The 19,222-nt window shown below is 63.7% G+C and carries 16 protein-coding genes; 13 read left to right on the forward strand and 3 right to left on the reverse strand.

Translation table 11 applies throughout. The features are described from left to right. Window positions 1-215: 215 nt before the first annotated feature. Window positions 216-518, forward strand: a complete 303-nt coding sequence (locus QRN51_RS22935; protein WP_284992022.1) for a hypothetical protein — start codon at window positions 216-218, stop codon at window positions 516-518. A gap of 30 nt (window positions 519-548) precedes the next feature. On the opposite strand, the gene QRN51_RS22940 is transcribed toward QRN51_RS22935, so the two are convergent. Further along, window positions 549-1,358 (reverse strand): carbon-nitrogen hydrolase family protein, encoded by an 810-nt coding sequence (locus QRN51_RS22940; RefSeq protein ID WP_502870892.1) that lies wholly within the window; start codon window positions 1,356-1,358, stop codon window positions 549-551. 239 nt (window positions 1,359-1,597) lie between these two features. On the opposite strand from QRN51_RS22940, the gene QRN51_RS22945 reads away from it, so the two are divergent. From QRN51_RS22945 to QRN51_RS22985, 9 genes are all read left to right on the forward strand, one after another. Continuing rightward, window positions 1,598-2,788 carry an ROK family transcriptional regulator gene (locus QRN51_RS22945; RefSeq protein ID WP_284992024.1) on the forward strand — a complete coding sequence of 397 codons (1,191 nt, stop codon included), beginning with the start codon at window positions 1,598-1,600 and terminating at the stop codon, window positions 2,786-2,788. A gap of 138 nt (window positions 2,789-2,926) precedes the next feature. After that, window positions 2,927-4,483 (forward strand): multiple monosaccharide ABC transporter ATP-binding protein, encoded by a 1,557-nt coding sequence (mmsA, locus tag QRN51_RS22950; protein ID WP_284992025.1) that lies wholly within the window; start codon window positions 2,927-2,929, stop codon window positions 4,481-4,483. A gap of 44 nt (window positions 4,484-4,527) precedes the next feature. Then, window positions 4,528-5,796: a multiple monosaccharide ABC transporter permease gene (mmsB, locus tag QRN51_RS22955; RefSeq protein ID WP_059388014.1), complete on the forward strand. Its 1,269-nt coding sequence runs from the start codon at window positions 4,528-4,530 to the stop codon at window positions 5,794-5,796. A 51-nt stretch (window positions 5,797-5,847) separates the two neighbouring features. Then, on the forward strand, window positions 5,848-6,948 hold the full coding sequence (locus QRN51_RS22960; RefSeq protein WP_059388015.1) for a substrate-binding domain-containing protein: 1,101 nt from the start codon (window positions 5,848-5,850) through the stop codon (window positions 6,946-6,948). Window positions 6,949-7,147: 199 nt separating this feature from the next. Next, window positions 7,148-8,560: an ABC transporter permease gene (locus tag QRN51_RS22965; protein ID WP_284992026.1), complete on the forward strand. Its 1,413-nt coding sequence runs from the start codon at window positions 7,148-7,150 to the stop codon at window positions 8,558-8,560. Between the two features lie 2 nt (window positions 8,561-8,562). Beyond that, the gene (locus QRN51_RS22970) at window positions 8,563-9,264 is read left to right on the forward strand and encodes an ABC transporter ATP-binding protein (RefSeq protein ID WP_284992027.1); all 702 of its coding nucleotides are present in this window, start codon (window positions 8,563-8,565) and stop codon (window positions 9,262-9,264) included. Between the two features lie 107 nt (window positions 9,265-9,371). Beyond that, window positions 9,372-10,442, forward strand: coding sequence for a Gfo/Idh/MocA family protein (locus QRN51_RS22975; protein ID WP_059388017.1), 1,071 nt, complete (start codon window positions 9,372-9,374; stop codon window positions 10,440-10,442). A 101-nt stretch (window positions 10,443-10,543) separates the two neighbouring features. Continuing rightward, the gene (locus QRN51_RS22980; RefSeq protein ID WP_284992028.1) at window positions 10,544-11,488 is read left to right on the forward strand and encodes a hypothetical protein; all 945 of its coding nucleotides are present in this window, start codon (window positions 10,544-10,546) and stop codon (window positions 11,486-11,488) included. A 107-nt stretch (window positions 11,489-11,595) separates the two neighbouring features. Next, window positions 11,596-12,861: a DUF320 domain-containing protein gene (locus QRN51_RS22985; RefSeq protein ID WP_284992029.1), complete on the forward strand. Its 1,266-nt coding sequence runs from the start codon at window positions 11,596-11,598 to the stop codon at window positions 12,859-12,861. Between the two features lie 117 nt (window positions 12,862-12,978). On the opposite strand, the gene QRN51_RS22990 is transcribed toward QRN51_RS22985, so the two are convergent. Next, the gene (locus QRN51_RS22990; protein ID WP_284992030.1) at window positions 12,979-14,475 is read right to left on the reverse strand and encodes a chlorohydrolase family protein; all 1,497 of its coding nucleotides are present in this window, start codon (window positions 14,473-14,475) and stop codon (window positions 12,979-12,981) included. A gap of 210 nt (window positions 14,476-14,685) precedes the next feature. Here QRN51_RS22990 and QRN51_RS22995 point away from each other — a divergent pair, with 210 nt between their 5' ends. Beyond that, window positions 14,686-16,095, forward strand: a complete 1,410-nt coding sequence (locus tag QRN51_RS22995; RefSeq protein WP_284992031.1) for a DUF3100 domain-containing protein — start codon at window positions 14,686-14,688, stop codon at window positions 16,093-16,095. Between the two features lie 868 nt (window positions 16,096-16,963). Then, entirely contained in the window at window positions 16,964-17,461 is a 498-nt protein-coding gene (locus QRN51_RS23000; protein ID WP_284992035.1) for a uracil-DNA glycosylase family protein, read from the forward strand. A gap of 4 nt (window positions 17,462-17,465) precedes the next feature. On the opposite strand, the gene QRN51_RS23005 is transcribed toward QRN51_RS23000, so the two are convergent. After that, window positions 17,466-17,912 carry a DoxX family protein gene (locus QRN51_RS23005; protein ID WP_284992032.1) on the reverse strand — a complete coding sequence of 149 codons (447 nt, stop codon included), beginning with the start codon at window positions 17,910-17,912 and terminating at the stop codon, window positions 17,466-17,468. Between the two features lie 117 nt (window positions 17,913-18,029). On the opposite strand from QRN51_RS23005, the gene QRN51_RS23010 reads away from it, so the two are divergent. Then, window positions 18,030-19,130, forward strand: coding sequence for an FAD-dependent oxidoreductase (locus QRN51_RS23010; protein ID WP_284992036.1), 1,101 nt, complete (start codon window positions 18,030-18,032; stop codon window positions 19,128-19,130). The last annotated feature ends 92 nt before the right edge of the window (window positions 19,131-19,222 follow it).

The raw sequence follows: 19,222 nt of genomic DNA on the forward strand, positions 1-19,222 counted from the left end.
GCCCTCCGGGATGTCACTGCCGGGCTGATAGCCAAGCAACTCATATGGTCATGTAGATTGCCTTTGCCGCCGCGGCTCTCGGCTTCACGGCGTGCACCTTCCTGGCCGCCATGACCACTGACCCGATACTTTTCCGGGCTGGCCTGTGGCTTCTTGTGCATGTGCTGTGCCTGCTGTGCGGATTTCTGGTGCATGAGTGGTCTCACGTTGCGGGCATGAGGCTGTTTCACGGGATTTCCGACGTCGTAGTTTCTTCCGGCATCCTTCGCTTCTCCGTCATTCCCGTCGGGCATCTCTACGGGTGGCAGATCGCAATCGTGGCGATACTCGGTCCGGGTGGATCATGCTTGGTGGGGGCGCTGGTTGCACTACTGGCACCCGGTTCATTCCTGCAGCACTGGTTCCTGTTGCATGCAGTCTTTCTTCTGCCATTCTTTGGCGACGGACGCAGCCTCATTCTCGGAATCCGTGCTTGGGCTCGGCCGGTTGGCTTACGCGCGCCCGTAGTCAACCGCTGAGCTACTCATCCACCCCATGCATTCGCGGCCTCAACCTTTCGGAGCAGAACCTTCCCACTCCCGGTACAGCTCCGGGCGGCGTTCGCGCAGGTAGGGCACCTGTTCCCGTGCCGCCCTGACGCTTTCAGTGGAGATCTCGGCGAAGAGCAATTCGGCACCATCCCCGGCCGCAGCGAGCAACGAACCGTCCGGACCCGCGACCACGCTCCCGCCGAGGAAGTCGCAGCCGTCCTCGTGGCCGCTGTGGTTCGCGTAGGCCACGTTGAGTTGGCTCTCCAGTGCCCGGGCCCGAATCAGGATCTGGGGCACGGCGTCGAATCCGGCCGACAGGGCGGTGGGAACAAGCACTAGGTCAGCGCCTCGCGTGGCCGAGGCGCGGACCGTTTCGGGGAACTCGACGTCGTAGCAAATCAGCAGCGACGTCTTGATGCCCTTGAAGTCCACGACGCCGGGAGCTGCCTGGGCGGCGGAGAACGCCTTTCGCTCCTCCGCGCCGAAGAGGTGCACTTTGCCATAGTCCAGGAGCACGGTTCCGTGCGCGTCCAGAAGAGTGGCGGAGATATGCCAACCGCCATCGGCAGCTGGTGCGGGAAGGCTATACACGAGCCCGATGCCGTGCGTGCGGGCGATGTCCGCAAGTCGTTCCCGGATGCTTGGAAGCGTTGCGAAATCCAGCTCCGCGTGGAGCCGCAACGGCGCGTACCCCACCGGGAAGAGCTCGGGGGTCAGCAACAAGGCGGCCCCGGCCGCGGCAGCGCGTTGTGCCGCCGCATCGACCGTCTTCAGATTGGCGTCGATGTCCAGGACAACAGCGTTGGCCTGCAGAACGGACAGCAGCATCATTACCACCTCAATAGCACCTTGCATCCCCGTCAGGCGTTCATGGGAGGCACGCCCGGGATCACTCGTCCTTCCAGCCTAGCCAGCAGAAGGCTCGCCACCCGGGACAAAAGGACCTGCGGGCAACCCGCCGGGGATGGTTCGTACAAAACCGGGGCATAGTTCATGATGACGATGCAAGTTCACGCCGTTGCGTTAACTTCTTGACTGCAACTGTGATTTGAGGCACGCTTCATGTCATGCCCGCAACATCCAGCTCGACGAAGAGCCACCGCAAGAACCCCGGCTCGCAATCAGCGCTGCGCCACCTGAACCAGCAGCGGCTCATCGAATGCCTGCTGAGCGGCCCCTCCACCCAGGCCGAACTCGCCAGGCAGACCGGCCTTTCCACGGCAACGGTGTCCAACATCGTCAAGATCATGCAGGACGCAGGGCTCGTCTCCACCGAACCGATCACAAGCTCCGGACGACGGGCGCTGAACGTCAGGCTCAACAGCAACGGCGCGGTGGCCGTCGGCATCGATTTTGGCCGGCGCCACCTGCGGGTGGTCCTGGCCTCGCTGGGCTATCACATCATCGTCGAGGAAACGGTCACGCTCCCCCTTGGCCACCACGCCGAACAGGGCATCAGCGCCGCCGTCGCGCTCCTCAACAAGCTCCTGCTCGAGAGCGGGGTGGACCGAAGCGCGGTGGTTGGCGCGGGGGCCGGCATAGCGGGCCCCATCGACCGCCGTTCCGGTACCGTGGCGCAGGGCGCCATCCTGCCCGAATGGGTGGGGATCCAGATTCTCGAACGGCTGGAGGAAGCCCTCGATCTTCCCGTATACGTTGACAACGACGCCAATCTGGGCGCCCTCTCCGAGGTCACCTGGGGGCCCCATAGCGGGATCAGCAACCTCATGTTCCTCAAGATCGGCTCCGGCATCGGAGCGGGCCTCATCATCAACGGTGCGCCCTACTACGGGGCAGTGGGAATCACAGGAGAAATCGGCCATGCGACCATCCACGAATACGGCGCGATCTGCCGCTGCGGCAACCGGGGCTGCCTGGAAACGATGGCTTCCACCACCACCATGATCGAGCTGCTCGGGAAGGGCTCAGGGCTCCATCTCGAACCCGAGGACATTGTCCGCAACGCCCTGGCGAGGGATCCGGCGACCCTTCGCGTAGTGGACGACGCCGGACTCGCGGTGGGGCGCGCGCTGGGCAATGTGGCGAATCTCATAAACCCGGAAGTCATCGTGGTGGGCGGCCCTCTGGCCGGCCTCGGCGACATCCTCCTGGACCCGATCCGGCGGGGCCTCGTCCGCCATGCAGTGCCCGTAATCGGCGAGACAACGCACCTCGCGATGTCTTCGCTCGGCGCCCGGGCGGAGGCCCTGGGGGCGGCCGCTTTGGTGTTCCAGCACGCCGGAATCAAGCAGTCCTGAACATTTCGTTACCACGCTGTTATCGCCGTCTTGCGTTAAAGTCTTGACGACAAGCGGTGTGATCCAGTTTACTTTCTCATCAGATAGGCTCGCCATCCCCGAGCCGACAACGACGTCAAACATTGGAGGCGCGAGGGTATGTCGACCCCCATAACGCACCAGGATCCGGTTCTCCTCGAGATGCGGTCCATCACCAAGGAATTCCCCGGCGTGAAGGCGCTCTCGGACGTGAGCCTCCGGGTCAAGGTGGGCGAAATCCATGCGATCTGCGGCGAAAACGGTGCAGGAAAGTCCACGTTGATGAAGGTGCTCTCCGGGGTTTACCCCTACGGCAGCTACGACGGCGACATCGTGTACCAGGCGGAAGTCCAGCAGTTCAAGGACATCCGGGCCAGCGAACATGCGGGAATCGTGATCATCCACCAGGAACTGGCACTGATCCCCGAGCTGTCCATCATGGAAAACATCTTCCTCGGCAACGAACCCGTCCGTCGCGGCATCATCGACTGGGCCGAGGCACGCAAGCGGTCAATCGAACTCCTCGCACGGGTCGGCTTGCGCGAAGACCCGGATACCCCCATCAAGGAAATCGGCGTCGGCAAGCAGCAACTGGTGGAAATCGCCAAGGCGCTGAACAAGTCCGTCAAGCTGCTCATCCTCGACGAGCCGACGGCAGCCCTGAACGAATCGGACTCCCAGCACTTGCTGGACCTGATCCTTGGCCTCAAGGGCCGGGGCATCACGTCCATCATCATTTCCCACAAGCTCAACGAGATCGAGCAGATCGCGGACGAGATCACCATCATCCGCGATGGCAAGTCCATCGAGACGCTCAACGTCGTGGAAGACGGCGTCGACGAGGACCGGATCATCAAGGGCATGGTCGGGCGGACGCTCGAGTCCCGCTTCCCGGACCACACGCCGAAGATCGGCGAGGTGTTCTTCGAAGTCAAGGATTGGACGGTCGGGCATCCCCAGATCCAGGACCGCCTGGTCTGCAAGAACTCCAGCTTCCATGTGCGCCGGGGTGAAATCGTCGGCTTTGCCGGCCTGATGGGCGCCGGGCGCACCGAGCTTGCCCGCTCCGTCTTCGGCCACTCCTACGGCCGGTTCATCTCGGGGCAGGTGTACAAGGACGGCAAACCGATCACCATGCGCAGCGTCCGCCAAGCGATCGACGCCGGTCTCGGCTACGTCACGGAGGACCGCAAGAGCCTGGGACTGAACCTCCTGGACGACATCAAGACCACCACGGTGTCTGCCAACTTGAAGAAGATCAGCCGGGGAATCGTTGTGGACACCAACAAGGAATTCATGGTGGCCGAGCAATACCGGAAGTCGCTGCGCACCAAAACGCCGTCGGTGGAGGAAGGCGTATCGAAGCTTTCCGGCGGAAACCAACAAAAGGTTGTTCTCGCCAAATGGATGTTCACTGATCCGGACCTTCTCATCCTGGATGAACCCACCCGCGGAATCGACGTCGGGGCCAAGTACGAGATCTACGGAATCATCCAGCAGCTGGCAAACCAAGGGAAGGGCGTGATTGTGATCTCCTCCGAACTTCCCGAACTGCTGGGCCTCTCCGACCGTATCTACACCATCTTCGAGGGCTCCATCACTGGCGTACTCAACAAGGACGAAGCCAGCCAGGAAAGCCTCATGAAGCTCATGACATCCAGCCGCAAAGCTGCCTGACCCCGGTCACCTCCAGAACCACACGGACACAAGGACCCAAAACAATGAACGCGCTCAAGAAGCTATTCGGTGGCAACACCCGCCAATTCGGCATGATCTTCGCCCTGGTTGCACTCGTCATCTTCTTCCAGATCTTCACCTCGGGCCGCACGCTCACCCCGGGCAACGTCATCAACCTCTTCAACGGCAACTCCTACATCCTGATCCTGGCCATCGGCATGGTCCTGGTCATCATCGCCGGCCACATCGACCTCTCCGTAGGTTCGGTAGCGGCCTTCGTCGGCATCTCGGTGGCCCTGGCCATCAGGGACTGGCACCTGCCCTGGTACGTAGCCGTCCTGTTCGGGCTCCTGCTCGGCGCCCTGATCGGAGCCTGGCAAGGATTCTGGACGGCATACGTCGGTATCCCGGCCTTCATCGTGACCCTTGCCGGCATGCTGCTGTTCCGCGGTTTCAACCAGTTCGTGGGCAAGTCCAACACCGTTCCGGTCCCCGAAGACTTCCAGTACCTGGGCTCCGGGTACCTGCCCGAGATAGGGCCGAAGACGGGGTATAACAACCTGACAATCCTGCTGGGCCTTATCGCCGTCGCATTCGTGATTGTCAGTGCGATCCGTTCCCGCCGCACCGCCCAGGCACTGGGCGCCGAAGTGCAAGAAGGCTGGGTGATGGTCACCAAGCTCGTGCTCGTCAATGCAGCCATCCTCTACGCCACCTACCTGTTCGCGACTGGCCGCCCAGGCACCTCATTCCCCATCCCGGGCCTTATTCTGGCCGTGCTGGTCCTGATCTACGGTTTCATTTCCGCCAAGACGGTCATTGGCCGCCACATCTACGCAGTCGGCGGCAACCGCCACGCGGCCGAACTCTCCGGAGTCCAGTCCAAGAAGGTCAATTTCATGGTCATGATGAACATGTCCATCCTTGCCGGCCTCGCCGGCATGATCTTCGTGGGCCGCTCCACGGCTTCGGGTCCGTTCGACGGCGTCGGCTGGGAACTGGATGCGATCGCGGCCGTATTCATCGGTGGCGCAGCGGTCACCGGCGGCGTGGGCACGGTGATCGGCTCCATCGTTGGTGGCCTGGTCATGGCTGTCCTCAACAACGGCCTCCAACTGCTCGGCGTCGGCGCGGACCTCACCCAGATCATCAAGGGCCTCGTGCTGCTGGCGGCAGTTGCCTTCGACGTCTACAACAAGACGCAGGGCAAGAAATCGATCATCGGATTGATGATGAAGAACTTCGGCCGGAGCAGCGAAAGTGCCCCGGACGAGACGACCTCAACCAAGGAAGTCATCTCCAAGGAAGCCTGATCGGCTTCAAGACGGCTTGTTCCATCCACAACAAAGAAAGCGAACCAAGATATGCGAATGTTTGGTAAAGCAGGAAAGGCAGCAGCAGTAGCTGCGATCGCGGCACTGGCGCTGACGGCCTGCGGCCGTACGGACAGCGGCAGCTCCGGTGGCTCGTCAAGCGGCAGCGAGGCATTCCCCAAGGGTTCCTCGATCGGCGTCGCGCTCCCGCAGAAGACCAGTGAGAACTGGGTCCTGGCAGAGAAGCTCTTCAACGACGGGCTCACAAGCGCAGGCTTCAAGCCGGATGTGCAGTTCGCAAACGGTGGCGTTTCGGAGCAGCAGAACCAGATCAGCGCGATGATCACCAAGGGCGACAAGCTCATCATCGTCGGTGCCATCGACGGCGCCCAGCTGGGCACGCAGCTCAAGCAGGCCAAGGACGCCGGCGCTACGGTCATTGCCTACGACCGCCTGCTCCTGAACACCTCCAACGTGGACTACTACGTGGCCTACGACAACTTCAAGGTCGGTGTGCTGCAGGGCCAGGCCCTGCTGGACGGACTCAAGGCCAAGAAGCCGAGCGGCCCGTACAACATCGAGCTGTTTGCAGGTTCCCCCGATGACGCCAACGCGAAGGTCTTCTTCGACGGCGCCATGAGCATCCTGCAGCCGAAGATCGATGACGGAACCCTCAAGGTGGTTTCCGGCCAGAAGTCCTTCGAGCAGGCCGTCACCCAGGGTTGGAAGGCAGAGAACGCCCAGAAGCGCATGGACACCCTGCTCGCAGGTACCTACACGAGCGCTTCGCTGGACGGCGTGCTGTCCCCGAACGACACCCTGGCCCGCGCCATCCTGACCTCGGTCAAGGCGGCAGGCAAGCCGCTTCCGGTCGTGACCGGCCAGGACTCCGAGGTTGAGTCGGTCAAGTCCATCCTTGCGGGCGAGCAGTACTCCACCATCAACAAGGACACCCGCAAGCTCGTTGAGCACTCCATCACCATGGTCAACGACATCCAGTCCGGCAAGACCCCGGAAATCAACGACACCAAGTCCTACAACAACGGCGTCAAGACCGTGCCGGCGTACCTGCTGCCTCCGGTCATCGTGACCCTCGCCAACGTGAAGACGGCCTACGTGGACGATCCGGTCCTCGGCCCGATCACCAAGTAGTAGCTCTCCTCTAGGCACCAACGACGGCGGCCATCCCCACTCCAGGGGGTGGCCGCCGTCGGTGTGTCCGGCTCCATCCGCCGTCGCGCAACTCTTCACAGGCCCCGCATAGCTTCAGCAGCACAGCCGCACAGCCGCCGTGAGCACTGTTAGGTGAGCAGGCGCGCCGCTGGGGCGGGCCAGGTCCAGAAGGAGAATCGTGAGCGTCCTCGCCCGGAGTGTAGGCAATGCCTTCCGCAACAAGATAAGGACCGCGGCTGTAGTGGCAGTCCTGGCCGTCGCGATCGGGCTGGCACTGGCCATGCTCGTGGCCAACCAAGAGGTTGGCGGCAAGGTCCAGGAGCTGAACGCCTCCGTGGGCACGGTCCTGACCGTGAATCCGGCCGGCGCGCAGGGATTCGACGGCGGCGGCGAGCCGCTCACCGCGGCCCAGACCGCGACGGCGGCAGCGGTACCGAACGTCGTTTCCGTGGTGGGCACCAAGGCGCTGCGGCTGGAGACCGCGACGACGGCCTCCACCTCGACCACCGGCACCACGGGGCAGCAAGCCGGACCCGGTGGCGGTCCCGGCGGTGGCACGAGCGTCACCACGAACCTTCAGGCAGCCATCGACGCCGGCACGCTCGGCAACCGCAACAACACAAGCGGCAGCACGGGCTCGGGTAGCACCGGAACGGCGCCCACGTTCTCGCTGCCCATCACTGCTACAGGTATCGGGGCCGAGGTGGACACCGCCGGCAAGGCCCTGAACATCACAAGCGGCACAGGCCTGGGCGACTACACCGTCGCCAGCACCAAGGCCCTCGTCGGAACGACTCTCGCGACGAAGAACAACCTCAAAGCCGGCTCGACGTTCACCATCGCCGGCAAGACGTTCACGGTGGCAGGCATCTTCGACGCCGGCACCACTTTCGGCAACAACGCCGTGTACACGACACTCGCCGAGGCCCAGGCCCTCGCGGCGACTCCGGGCGAGCTCTCCAGCATGGTGGTCACCGTCAACAGCATGGCGAATGTGGACGCCGCCAAGACGGCGCTTCAAGCCGCCCTCGGCTCCGGCAAGGCCGATGTCACACAGGGCCAGCGGAACCTTGAAACCGCGGTCAATTCGCTGGACAGCGTCAAGAACATTTCACTCGTGGCCTTCATCGCGGCACTCGGCACCGCCGGCCTGATCATCCTGCTCATCATGGTCATGTTGGTCCGCGAGCGCCGCCGTGAGATCGGAGTCCTCAAGGCCATCGGCGCCCGCAACCGGACCATCGGCCTGCAGTTCCTGCTCGAAGCCCTCGTCCTCGTGGCGCTTGGCAGCGTCGTTGGCGCTGCCATCGCCTCCTTCGCCAGCGGCGGCATCGCGTCGGCGCTGATCAGTTCCAACAGCTCGACGACGGCCACGAGCCAGCGCGGTCCCGGCGGCGGAGGGTTTGGTGGTCCAGGTGGAAACCCCTTCGGCGGAGCCTCCCAGTTGCTGACCTCGGTCACGGCGAGCGCCTCCCCCGGCGTCATTGCTGCAGGCGTTGCCGCAGTCTTCGGCGTCGCCGTCGTGGGCGCCTTGGTACCAGCACTGCTCACCGCCCGCATCCGCCCCATCGAAGTCCTCCGAGGAGAATAGCCATGATTGAAGTCAAAGACCTGGTCCGCCAGTTCAAGTCCGGCGACCGCACCATCAAGCCTGTCAACGGCGTGAGCTTCGAGCTCGAAAAGGGCACCCTCGCCTCGATCGTGGGAAAGAGCGGAAGCGGCAAGAGCACCCTGCTCTCCCTGCTCGGTGCCCTCGACAAGCCCACCAGCGGGGACGTCGTCGTGGACGGAGTCAGCCTGGCCGGGCTCCCCGCCGGCAAACTCACCGAATACCGGCGCCGGGACATCGGGTTCGTTTTCCAGCAGTTCAACCTCATCCCCAACCTTTCGGCAGTGGATAACGTGATGCTGCCGATGGAGTTCGCCGGAATGCGGAAGGCTGCCCGCTTGGAGCGGGCCAGGTCCCTCCTGGAGCAGGTGCAGCTGGATCCGGAGAAACAGTCCCGCCGCATCAACAAGCTCTCGGGCGGCGAGCAGCAGCGCGTTGCCATTGCCCGGGCGCTGGCCAACGAGCCCAAGCTCATCCTGGCCGACGAGCCCACCGGCAACCTGGATGAGCAGACCGGTGAGCACATCATCGAACTGCTCAGTTCCTTGAGCCGGGACCATAACACCACCATTCTGGTGGTGACGCACGACCGAAGCCTGGCTCAGAAGACCGAGCGCCGCTTCAGGTTGCAGCAGGGCAAACTGAGCGAGGAAGCCGTTTGTCCGCGGGTCGCCGCCGGGGCCTGATCGCCTCTTCAGTGCTACAGACGGAGGGCCGGGAATCGCAAGGTTCCCGGCCCGTTGGCCCGAATGCGTCCTGTAAACGCGGCTTGTGCAATGAGAGGATTGGCCGCATGAGTCTGCATATCGCCAAACCGTGGTTGTTCAGCCAGCCGAACCAGGATCCCCGCGCGGCCACTGGCAAGGCCTTGAACTGGGGCATCATCGCCACGGGAGGAATCGCCAAGACCGTGAGCGGCGACCTCGCCCAGCTCGAGGACGCAAACCTCCATGCAGTGAGTTCACGGCGCCAGGAATCCGCGGATGCCTTTGCCGCCGCGCAGGGGGTCACGAAGTCCTATGGCGACGACGGCGGCGTACCCGGCTACCAGCGGCTGCTAGCCGATGACGCCGTCGATGTCGTCTACGTGGCCACCCCGCATGCCCAGCACTTCGAGATCGTCAGGGATGCCCTCAACGCCGGGAAACACGTCCTGTGCGAGAAATCTTTGACCATCAACGGCCGTGAAGCGGCGGAGCTCGTCGCTCTGGCCCGGGAACGGAAACTGTTCCTCATGGAAGCCGTGTGGAGTCGATTCCTGCCCAGCATGCAGAGGGCATTCGCCATTGCCGCGTCGGGCGAGCTGGGCGACATCAAGTGGGTCAGCGCCGACCTTGGATTCCCTGCCCCTTACGATCCCACCGCCCGCATTTGGGCCCCGGCGGACGGCGGCGGAGCCCTTTTGGACCTCACGGTGTACGCCCTGCTGTGGCCCTTGGGCACCCTCGGTTTCCCGCAGTCTGTCAGCGCAATCGGCACTTTGACGGACGACGGCGTCGACTCCCAGAATGCGCTCACGCTGGGTTACGACGGCGGTGCTATCGCCCAGCTGACATCCTCGTTGCTGGCCCATGGGCCGCGCTCGGCATCCGTTGCAGGCTCCAAGGGCTTCCTCCAGACGCAGGGGTCCATTAACAATCCGCGCGAGCTGCTGATTCGAACGGGCTGGGATGAACCCCGGACCGAACGTTTTGACGCGGTCGGGATCGGCTACACCTACGAACTGCGTGAGGTTACCCGCTGTGTCCAGCAAGGACTGACCGAAAGTCCCGTGATGCCCTTGGACGATTCGCTGAACACAATGCGCCTCTTCGACGGGGTGCGATCCCAGCTCGGAGTCCGATACGCCAACGACGCCCGCTGAACTGAATGGGCGAATCCGCCCTCCAACGTCTGGACTAGTTAACTAGTGAGGCCTAGGATGGGAGCGATCGTCGATCCAAGCTGACGCTGGGGGGTGTCGAGATGGAAGCTGAGCAAAGTAAGTCGCGCGTTCTTCATGTTCTCCGCTCCGTCATGCTTGCCGGCGCGGGGGCCGTTGTTTGGATCGCCCTCTCTTCCACGGCAGCCAGCGCTGATTCCGGAAACACCAACAACCACACCCTTCTGGGCGGCAAGAGCTCTACGGTGTCCAACGTGGTGCACAATACGCCAAAGGGGCTTTCCGGAACTGTCAGCGACGCGGTTGCGGCAAGTGTCGCGTCCGTGCCGGCCCCGGCCGTGGCATCCGTTCCAGTCCCCGAGGTCCGGCTACCCGCGGTACAGGTGCCCCCTGCGGTGGTCAACGAGCTTCCGCAGCTGACTGCGAGCGTCGATCAACTTCTGGCCAACACGCCCATGGTGAGCACAGTCCTGCCTGATGGCGCAGTTAGTGCCGCGACTGCAAGCCTCGTATCGCCGGCAGCGCGCGCGGTTGACGGGGTCGGGTCAGGCGTTGGTTCCTTGGTTGGCAGCCTTCCGGTCACTGTCCCGGACGTAACCGTGCCTTCAATCCACATCCCCGATGCCGCCGGAATCGGCGAAGCCCTTGAAGCGGGACCCGCTGTTGCAGGGCCCGCTGGCAGTGTCCCCTTGACGTCGGCTCAGGATGTCGCGACCCCGTTGCTCAGCCTCGCTGGCTCCAGTGGCCCTCCGGGCCTGATGGCAACGCCTTCGAAGTCGACTGTCCGGGCTAGCGGTTCAAACGAACCTTCAGCGCCCTCCGACGGGACATTCCCGCCCGGTGCGCCAGGCGGCAGCGACACCGTAAGCGGCTCTGCGGTCCTTTCCAGCAATCCCTCGGGAGCTTCTGCCGCTTGGCTCCAAGGCACCAAGCTGTTTTACCCCTTGGCTGGGACCATCGTGTCAACAGCTGCTGCCGGCAGAGTTCCGGCTCCGGTGTCGTTTGACCCGGGTTCATCCCCTGACTAGTTCCGCGCCCCGCCGCTTTCCCGGAAGCCAATTCCGGACCGCGGCAAATGGCCAATCCAGGCGCTCCAATGCGCCTTTCGGAACTACTCGTTCAGGAGAACAACATAATGCACAGCATGATTCGCAAGGGGCTGCTTGGCACCCTCTTTGCCGGTGGGTTGATAGCCCTCGGCGCAACTGCCGCGAACGCGGCAGACACCACTACAAGTGCGCTGGGCAATGCCTCAGGCACCCAAGTCGTTGCACCGGTGTCCATTCCGGTGAACGTCGGGTCGACGTCGCTCTCAATCCTTTCGGGCGCCGCGACCACCGCCCCTGCACTCGCCCCGGTTCCGGCCCCGGCGACCAATTCCGGCGGAGCAGCCGTCCCGTCCGGAACCCAGGTGGTGGCTCCGATATCGGTCCCTGTTAATATCGGAGCCACCTCACTGGCAGTTCTGAGCAACTCCGCCCCTGGAACAGCCTCTGGCACCCAGGCGACGGCTCCCGTCAGCGCGCCTGTCACCGCTCCAGTCACCGTGGGTGACACCTCGGTCAACGTCCTCAGCACGACACCGACAGGCACCAGCGGAGGCACCGGCGTCACGGCACCGGTGAACGGACTGGCCGCCGTCGGTGACACCTCGGTCAACGTCCTCAGCACGACACCGACAGGCACCAGCGGAGGCACCGGCGTCAGCGCGCCTGTCACCGCTCCAGTCACCGTGGGCGACACCTCGGTCAACGTCCTCAGCACGACACCGACTGGCGCCACCGGAGGCACTGGCGGAACCGGCGTCACGGCACCGGTAACCGCTCCTGTCACCGTGGGTGACACCGCGGTCAACGTCCTCAGCACGACACCGACTGGCGCCACCGGAGGCACCGGCGTCGCTGGGTCGGTGAACGGACTGGCCTCCTTGGGTGACACCTCGGCGAGCCTACTCGGCACCGCGTCGACGGGCACCAATGGAGGCGTCGGATCGCTCTTGAGTGCAGGACTGACGGCACCCTTGGGTCTGCCGAACACTGTCGGCACCGCATCGGTGGGTTTGGGATTGCCCTCTATCAGCCAACCCGTTGTCACCCTGCCCGCCGTCACCCTGCCGGTCGTGAACCTGCCCGTCGTGAACGGGCCGGTCGGATCTCAGGGCTTCGTCGATCCGGCTGCAGCCGCTCCTTCGGTTGAGACACCGGCGGCCCTTGCATCCGGAACTGCAGCACAAGCCAATGCGGCCTCTGTAACTGCAGCGGGTGCTGTTGGGACCGGAACGGCTGTTCTCGCAAGCACCGGCTTCAATGGCCTGTGGTTGTTGTTCGCGGCAGCGCTGCTGTTGCTTGGCCTCATCGTGATGGTGGGCAGCCGGAAGATCCGGGCAACAATTCCCGCATAGTCACCGGCTCGGGCTTCTCCACCGCATTGGATGTAGCCCGCTTGCAGCTCCTCCGCAGGGCAAACAGCCCCGCGGAGGAGCTCACGCGTGAACATAGGGACTTCTGACCCTTAACCCTTAAGGTGCGTACGCCGTCGCGTCATGTGTCAGAGCTGCTGCCGGGGCATAGACCGGTGGAAACAGCTCGGAGGCATCGCGCCGCAGGTAGTCGCGTTCGCCGTAGGCGTCCACCATCTGTCCAAAGAGCTGCTGACCCTCAGCGCGCAGTCCATCCAGGTCGATGCCTGGGAGCGAGCCGTCAACAACCACGGGGCGGCCCGCAACGTACGTGTCGGTGACATTGCGTGCCGAACCGTTGAGGATGAGCGTGCGCAATGGATCTTCCACGACTCCGTCACGGAAGTCCTCCAGTGAGGCGACCATAATGTCGGCTTGGGCGCCCGGACACAGGCGCCCCAGGTCGTCGCGACCCAGCGCCCTGGCACCACCCAGGGTGGCAGCGTCGAAGAACGCCGAGACCGTACCGGCGTCCCGGCGGCCCTCTGCGATGCGGGCCAGGTGCGTGCCGACATCGATGCCCTTGATCAGGTCCGGTGGGAATGAATCCGTTCCCAGGCACATGTTGACCCCGGCGGCTGCGAAGGCGTCAAAGGATTTGAGCATGCCTGAGTAGTGGAACGACGTCAGGGGGCAGTGAATGATGCTGACGTCATGCCGGGCCAGCACATCCAACGGCCCGCCTTCTGCGCTGGAGGACGGGTCGGTGCCGTCGATGACAACCCCGTGCGGGATGAGGAGCCGCGTGTCCAGCAGGCCTGAATCCGCAAGCTGCTCAAGGACTGTACGCCCCGTGAGCTTGACGAGGAAACCGTCTTCATTGGTCCCCTGGAGGCAATGGAGGCGGACCAGCGCGTTGCGTTCGGTGGCCAGTTCGGCAGTCCGGCGCATCAGTTCGTCCGAGAGTGTCTCGATCCGGCATGGCAGCAGGACACCGGTAAGCAACGGGTGTCCTAGCTCGTCGGCGTAGTCGAGGAACCGTGCGGCGTCGGCGACCCCTGTGCGTCCCTCCTCCTCGTCGAAAAGGATCACGCGCTGGCCGTCGTGGTCAGTGACGTTGATCCCCGAACGGTACGCGGAGCCCAGGAAGCCGCGCAGGCCGAGCTCGATGCTGGACTGCGCCATCCCTTTGAGTTCCTCGAAGGTTTCCGCCCAGGAGCTGTGGATCTCCGAGGCAATCGGCATGTAGGTGGTCACGCCGTGCAAGGCCAGCTGCGCCAGCGCAAACTTGCGTACGCTCTGGCGCTGCGCCGCGGTGAAGACATCGCGGCGGCGGTTATGGAAGTAGTCTTCGGACCATTGCAAGCCCGGAGCGATTTCCTCGGTGGGCCAGGAGTCGAAGATCATGTGATCAATATCCGTCAAGGCGTCGAGATCGATGAGGCCAGGGGAGATGAGGCTCTGTCCAAAGTCCCGGCGTTCGTCAACGGGACCGGCGTAGTCGGTACCCACGTAGATGATCTCGTCATCCCTCATCACCACGTGCCCATCCGTGTGCATGACGTGCCCGGTCCCGTCATAGCCAAGGACGTACCGGGCAGAAAGCTGAGTGATCATAAACCCTCCAAATTTGGTATCCCAAGGTCAAAAAGCTGCAGACCGAGTCCGGCATCGGACGATCGCGCGAATGCCCTAGGTTTGGGGAATCCGAGCAGCTTTTGTGACATGTCTTGCATTGCGATGTGATCCACCTTACCATCTTTGGTATACCAAATGGCATGGATGTATCCGTCCCTCGCCACTGCAGCACACGAAGGGTGCACAACAATGAAGAACCAATCCACAACCACTCCGGAGGTGGATACGCCCGTAGTCAACGTCGATCACGGACGGGCCCGCCTCTTCACCCCGACCGCACGGCAATGGGGATCGATGATCCTGCTGTCCACAGCCGTCTGCGCCGTCGCCATCTTGGCCGGAACACACAAGATTCCCCTGGGCAACGCCGCTATCGTGCTCATGCCCGTCTTGTGGGCGGTGCTGATGGGCGCCGTCATTGGCGTCCAGAAGGTGCGCCCCATGTCCGGCCAAAGCCGTGCCGTGGCCTCGGTACTGCTCAACGTCAGCATCGTCATGTTCCTCGGGGCCCTCGGCACCCAGGTGGGACCTTCTTTCGCCAAGCTGACCTCCCTCGGCCCGGCCATCCTGCTCCAGGAAGTCGGCCACATCTTCGGAACCGTCATCATTGCCCTGCCGGTCGGCGTCGCGCTGGGCATGGGCCGCACGGCCATCGGGGCCACCTGGGCAATTGACCGGGAATCTTATTTGGCCTACGCACTGCAGCGTTTCGGCGTGAAGTCCCCGGTCTACCGCGGCGTGTTCTCCGTGTGGCTGCTGGGCAGTGTATTCGGCGCCGTCTTCATCTCCCTCCTGGCCGGCTTGCTCGGCGGAATGGGCATCTTCGACCCGCTTGCACTCGCGTTAGGCCTGGGCCTCGGCTCGGGATCCATGATGCTTGGCGGCGTCGCGGCCCTGTCCATCCTGTATCCCGGGCAAGCACCGGAGATCATGGCGCTTGCAGCCCTGTCGAACCTGGTGACGAACCTTGTGGGCTTCTACGCCGGAGCCTTCCTTTCGTTGCCGATGTCTTTGCGGCTCTACAAGTTCTGGTCGCGCCTCTTCCGCCGCGATGACGAAGGCAAGCGCCTTGACCGCAACGGGAACCCCGTTGCCGCGAAGCTGCGCCGGCCACAGGACCGATCCAAAGTGGACGTTTCAGCCGTGCTCCAGGACCCCGAAGTGCGCACGAAGCCCTCAACGTGGATTATCGCTTTCGGTGCAAGCATCGCCGCGGGCGTGGTCCTCAACGCCTTGGGCACCAAGTCCAGCAGTATCAACGACGTCATTGGCGTGGTGATCCTTGGCCTCCTTACCGCGCTGGCATTCGTACTGGCCAAGTACGTTCCCGCCGTGCCGTCGAGCGTATGGGTCCTTGCGCTCGCCACGTTGGCAACAGCTCCGATTCTGCCTTTCAGCGGCTTGATCGTCTCCTTCACCCACAACCTTGACCCGCTCTACGTGGGCCTTGGCTCGATCGCCCTGCTCGGCATGAACGTTGGACGCGACATCAACGCGCTGAAGACACTCAACTGGCGCACGGTCATTGTGGCGACCATCACGTTCTCCGCAAGTTTCATAGCGGCCGCGGCACTTGCACAATTCGTCATCCACATCTGAGGGCTGACGCCGGACGACTGACGCCGAACAAGGGCGGTGGAATGGACTCTTTCGTCCATTCCACCGCCCTCTCGTGTCTCCGCCCGCCCTCGGCGGCGCCCACGGGTGATGTTCGACGCATCGCGGTTCCTCGATCCCCGGAGCCGCGCGACATACCGAGTCAGATGAACGGCTGAAGGACTCCAGACCATCTATGGCTTGCTAAGATCTAAAGGCTCAACCGGTCCCCCGGAGAGCCCCCATCAACTGGCCCGGAAACGGACGCGCCCCTTCGCGCCCGATACTGGCCCCTGCCCGACCCCAGGAGACCCCTGCTCTCATGACCGCATTGGCCGAACCGGACTATTTCGAGGTCCACGACGAGGATTACCGCACCGAACTGGACTCGCGGTACGAGGAAGGTTTCGGGCGCGGCCCCGAGCTCGACGACGACTACGGCACCGGCTACGACGAACTCGACAAGCTCTTCGATGGTCTGTTTGACGACGAGGATGATGACCTGGACGCCCCGGCCAAGGCCGAAAAGAAGGTTCCGGCCAAGAAGGACGCTCCGAAGGCTGCTGCCGCAAAGACGGCCACGCCGAAGAAGGCGCCCACAAATTCGGTGCCCAAGGCCAGCCCGGTCATTACCCGCAGGGTGGTCCCTGCGGCCGCTCCCGTCGTCGAACCCGTCGCCGAACCGGTCGCCACCGTCGTCGAACCCGCCGTCGTCGAACCCGCAAGCTCCGAAGCGGCTCCCGCGGAAGAATCGGTGACTCCCGCGGTTCCGGACAGCCCTTTCTTCGCCCCGCACATCGCTCCGGTCAACCAGCATGTGGAGTTCCTCCGCAAGCTCCGCCCTGGCTTCGAAGTCCCCTACGTGGATCCGATGCACTCGGTGGAGGATTGCCGGATTGTCAGCCTGTTCTCCAACACCAGCGAGGCCTCCCCGCGGGGCGTTGTGTGGGCCGGAGACGACGCCGCCGCCACCCGGCTATTGGGTCTGCAGTTCCAGCTCGGCCTGCGCCCGGAATGGATGATGCCGTGGAACACCCACCCGTGGTTTACTCCGGGCGAGGCGAACGGAAAACTGACCCCCGAGCAGGTCAGTGCCGGGCTCAAGCCGCTCATCGCGTTCCTCAAACTCGTCCCGCGCGCATCGGCGATCGTCGCGCACGGAACGGAAGCCAACCGCCTGGCGCAGATGCTCCTCAAGACTGACAACCAGCTGATCTGGCGCCGCGGCCTGAAGGTCTACAAGGCCCGTTCGCTGCACGGGCGCGCCTTCGCCGGTTCCAAGGAACGCCAGACCGAATGGCTGATCGAAATGGGCCGCTCCTACGCGGACGCGATGGCCCGCGCGGGTCTCCAGGCGGGTCGGCGCTAGGAGCCTAGCGCCGCGATTTCCGGGCTGGCTTCCCGGCAAACAGTCTCCGGTCCAGCGAAACCGCCCCGGAACCGATGAAGGCGAACGCCAACGCCAACGCGATATACAGGATGAGCAGTTCGGCGTTGATTCCGGGGCTATCGCTCAACAACGGTTTGCCCGATTCGGTGACAAACCAGATCCCTGCGTACATGAGGGCCGCCAGGAAGCCAGCCACCCGCGTCAGAGCGCCGAGCACCAAAAGTACGCCCAGCCCGGTTTCACCCCAGATGACCAGCCAGGACATCAGCTCCGCTTTTTGAACACCCATCGCGGCGATGGTTGCCTCAAATGCAGGCTGCCCCGCGAGCAGCTTCTGGACTCCATGCACCAGCAAAAGGCCGCCGAACACGATCCTTAGAAACGCGATGCCGCGCGAAGACGAGGTCTGCGAAGGAAGGAGGAATTTCACCCGATCCAATCTTCCATGCCGAGGGCACTGCTCAAAACAGCCGCTCCGTCCACGGCAGAATGGAAACCGCAGCGGACCTCGGTGGGAGGGCCGCAGGACAGGATGGATGAAGCCGGGATGGATGTTGACGTCGTCGTAGTCGGCGGAGGCGCGATGGGATCAGCTGCGGCCTGGCAGCTCGCACTCAAGGGGCGATCGGTGGTTCTCCTTGAGCAGTTTGAGGAGGGGCACCATGTAGGGGCTTCCCATGGTGCGACGCGCAACTTCAACACGGCCTACGCAGAGGGTGACTACCTCGCCTTGGTCAGCGAAGCGAGGAACCTCTGGGACAGGCTCGCGGAGGAAACCGAAACGCAGTTGTTGGATCTTGTGGGTCTGGCCAACCACGGAAATGTTGCCCGGCTCCGGGAAGTTCGGACCGCGCACGCTGAGCGGGGCATCGCAAGCCAGTTCATCTCCGCCAAGGAGGCGTCAGAGCGTTGGCGGGGCATGGTGTTCCGAAGCGATGTCCTCTTCGTGCCGGAATCGGGCCGGGTCCGGGCGGCCGAGGCCCTCAAGGCGCTGCGCACATCGGCCGAGGCACACGGTGCCCGCTTCGAGTATTCGACCCCTGTTCGCGAGATCCGCGTTCTCGGCGAGGATCGCGCCGTCGTCGTGACCGATTCGCTGGAAATCACGGCGCGCCGGATTGTCATCGCGGCGGGCGCCTGGACCAGCAAGCTTGTCGGGACGCAAGTCCCACTCCCCCGTTTGGTGGTCACCCAAGAGCAACCTGCCCATTTCACGCCCATCGATGATTCCCAGTCCTGGCCGAGCTTCAACCACGCGCCGGACCCGGGAGATCCCCGTGACGACTATTGGTACAGCCCCGTCTATGGGATGCTCACTCCAGGCGAGGGGGTCAAGGCGGGGTGGCATGGCGTAGGGCCTGTCACCGATCCGGATGCCCGCACATTCGAACCCGAGCCGGTTCAGCTGGAGGCCCTCCGCCGCTACGCTCGTGAGTGGCTGCCCGGGGTCGACGCCGAATCGGCGGTTCCCATCAGCTGCACTTACACGAGCACGGCCAACGAAGATTTCCTGCTCGACCGTTTTGGACCGCTGGTGGTCGGCGCGGGGTTCTCAGGCCACGGATTCAAGTTCACCCCGGCTATTGGCCGCGTACTTGCCGATCTTGTCGACGGGATTGACGCGCCGCGCCGCTTCCGCCGCATTTAAATGCAACTAGCTCGCAGTTGTTGTCGTTCTGAGCGCTCAAAACGACTGTGAGGATTGGGGTGGCTGGTCTGGGACTGGCTGGCAGAGTAGGT

Source organism: Arthrobacter sp. efr-133-TYG-120, assembly GCF_030209785.1.
Taxonomy (GTDB): domain Bacteria; phylum Actinomycetota; class Actinomycetes; order Actinomycetales; family Micrococcaceae; genus Arthrobacter.

Bases quoted from the DNA above. Each gene is read 5' to 3' on its own strand.
- QRN51_RS23010 (WP_284992036.1), top strand. From the start codon at position 18,030: ATGGATGTTGACGTCGTCGTAGTCGGCGGAGGCGCGATGGGATCAGCT.
- QRN51_RS23000 (WP_284992035.1), top strand. From the start codon at position 16,964: ATGCACTCGGTGGAGGATTGCCGGATTGTCAGCCTGTTCTCCAACACC.
- mmsA (WP_284992025.1), top strand. From the start codon at position 2,927: ATGTCGACCCCCATAACGCACCAGGATCCGGTTCTCCTCGAGATGCGG.
- QRN51_RS22985 (WP_284992029.1), top strand. From the start codon at position 11,596: ATGCACAGCATGATTCGCAAGGGGCTGCTTGGCACCCTCTTTGCCGGT.
- mmsB (WP_059388014.1), top strand. From the start codon at position 4,528: ATGAACGCGCTCAAGAAGCTATTCGGTGGCAACACCCGCCAATTCGGC.
- QRN51_RS22960 (WP_059388015.1), top strand. From the start codon at position 5,848: ATGCGAATGTTTGGTAAAGCAGGAAAGGCAGCAGCAGTAGCTGCGATC.
- QRN51_RS22980 (WP_284992028.1), top strand. From the start codon at position 10,544: ATGGAAGCTGAGCAAAGTAAGTCGCGCGTTCTTCATGTTCTCCGCTCC.
- QRN51_RS22940 (WP_502870892.1), bottom strand. From the start codon at position 1,358: ATGCTGCTGTCCGTTCTGCAGGCCAACGCTGTTGTCCTGGACATCGAC.
- QRN51_RS22975 (WP_059388017.1), top strand. From the start codon at position 9,372: ATGAGTCTGCATATCGCCAAACCGTGGTTGTTCAGCCAGCCGAACCAG.
- QRN51_RS22945 (WP_284992024.1), top strand. From the start codon at position 1,598: ATGCCCGCAACATCCAGCTCGACGAAGAGCCACCGCAAGAACCCCGGC.
- QRN51_RS22970 (WP_284992027.1), top strand. From the start codon at position 8,563: ATGATTGAAGTCAAAGACCTGGTCCGCCAGTTCAAGTCCGGCGACCGC.
- QRN51_RS22935 (WP_284992022.1), top strand. From the start codon at position 216: ATGAGGCTGTTTCACGGGATTTCCGACGTCGTAGTTTCTTCCGGCATC.
- QRN51_RS22990 (WP_284992030.1), bottom strand. From the start codon at position 14,475: ATGATCACTCAGCTTTCTGCCCGGTACGTCCTTGGCTATGACGGGACC.
- QRN51_RS22995 (WP_284992031.1), top strand. From the start codon at position 14,686: ATGAAGAACCAATCCACAACCACTCCGGAGGTGGATACGCCCGTAGTC.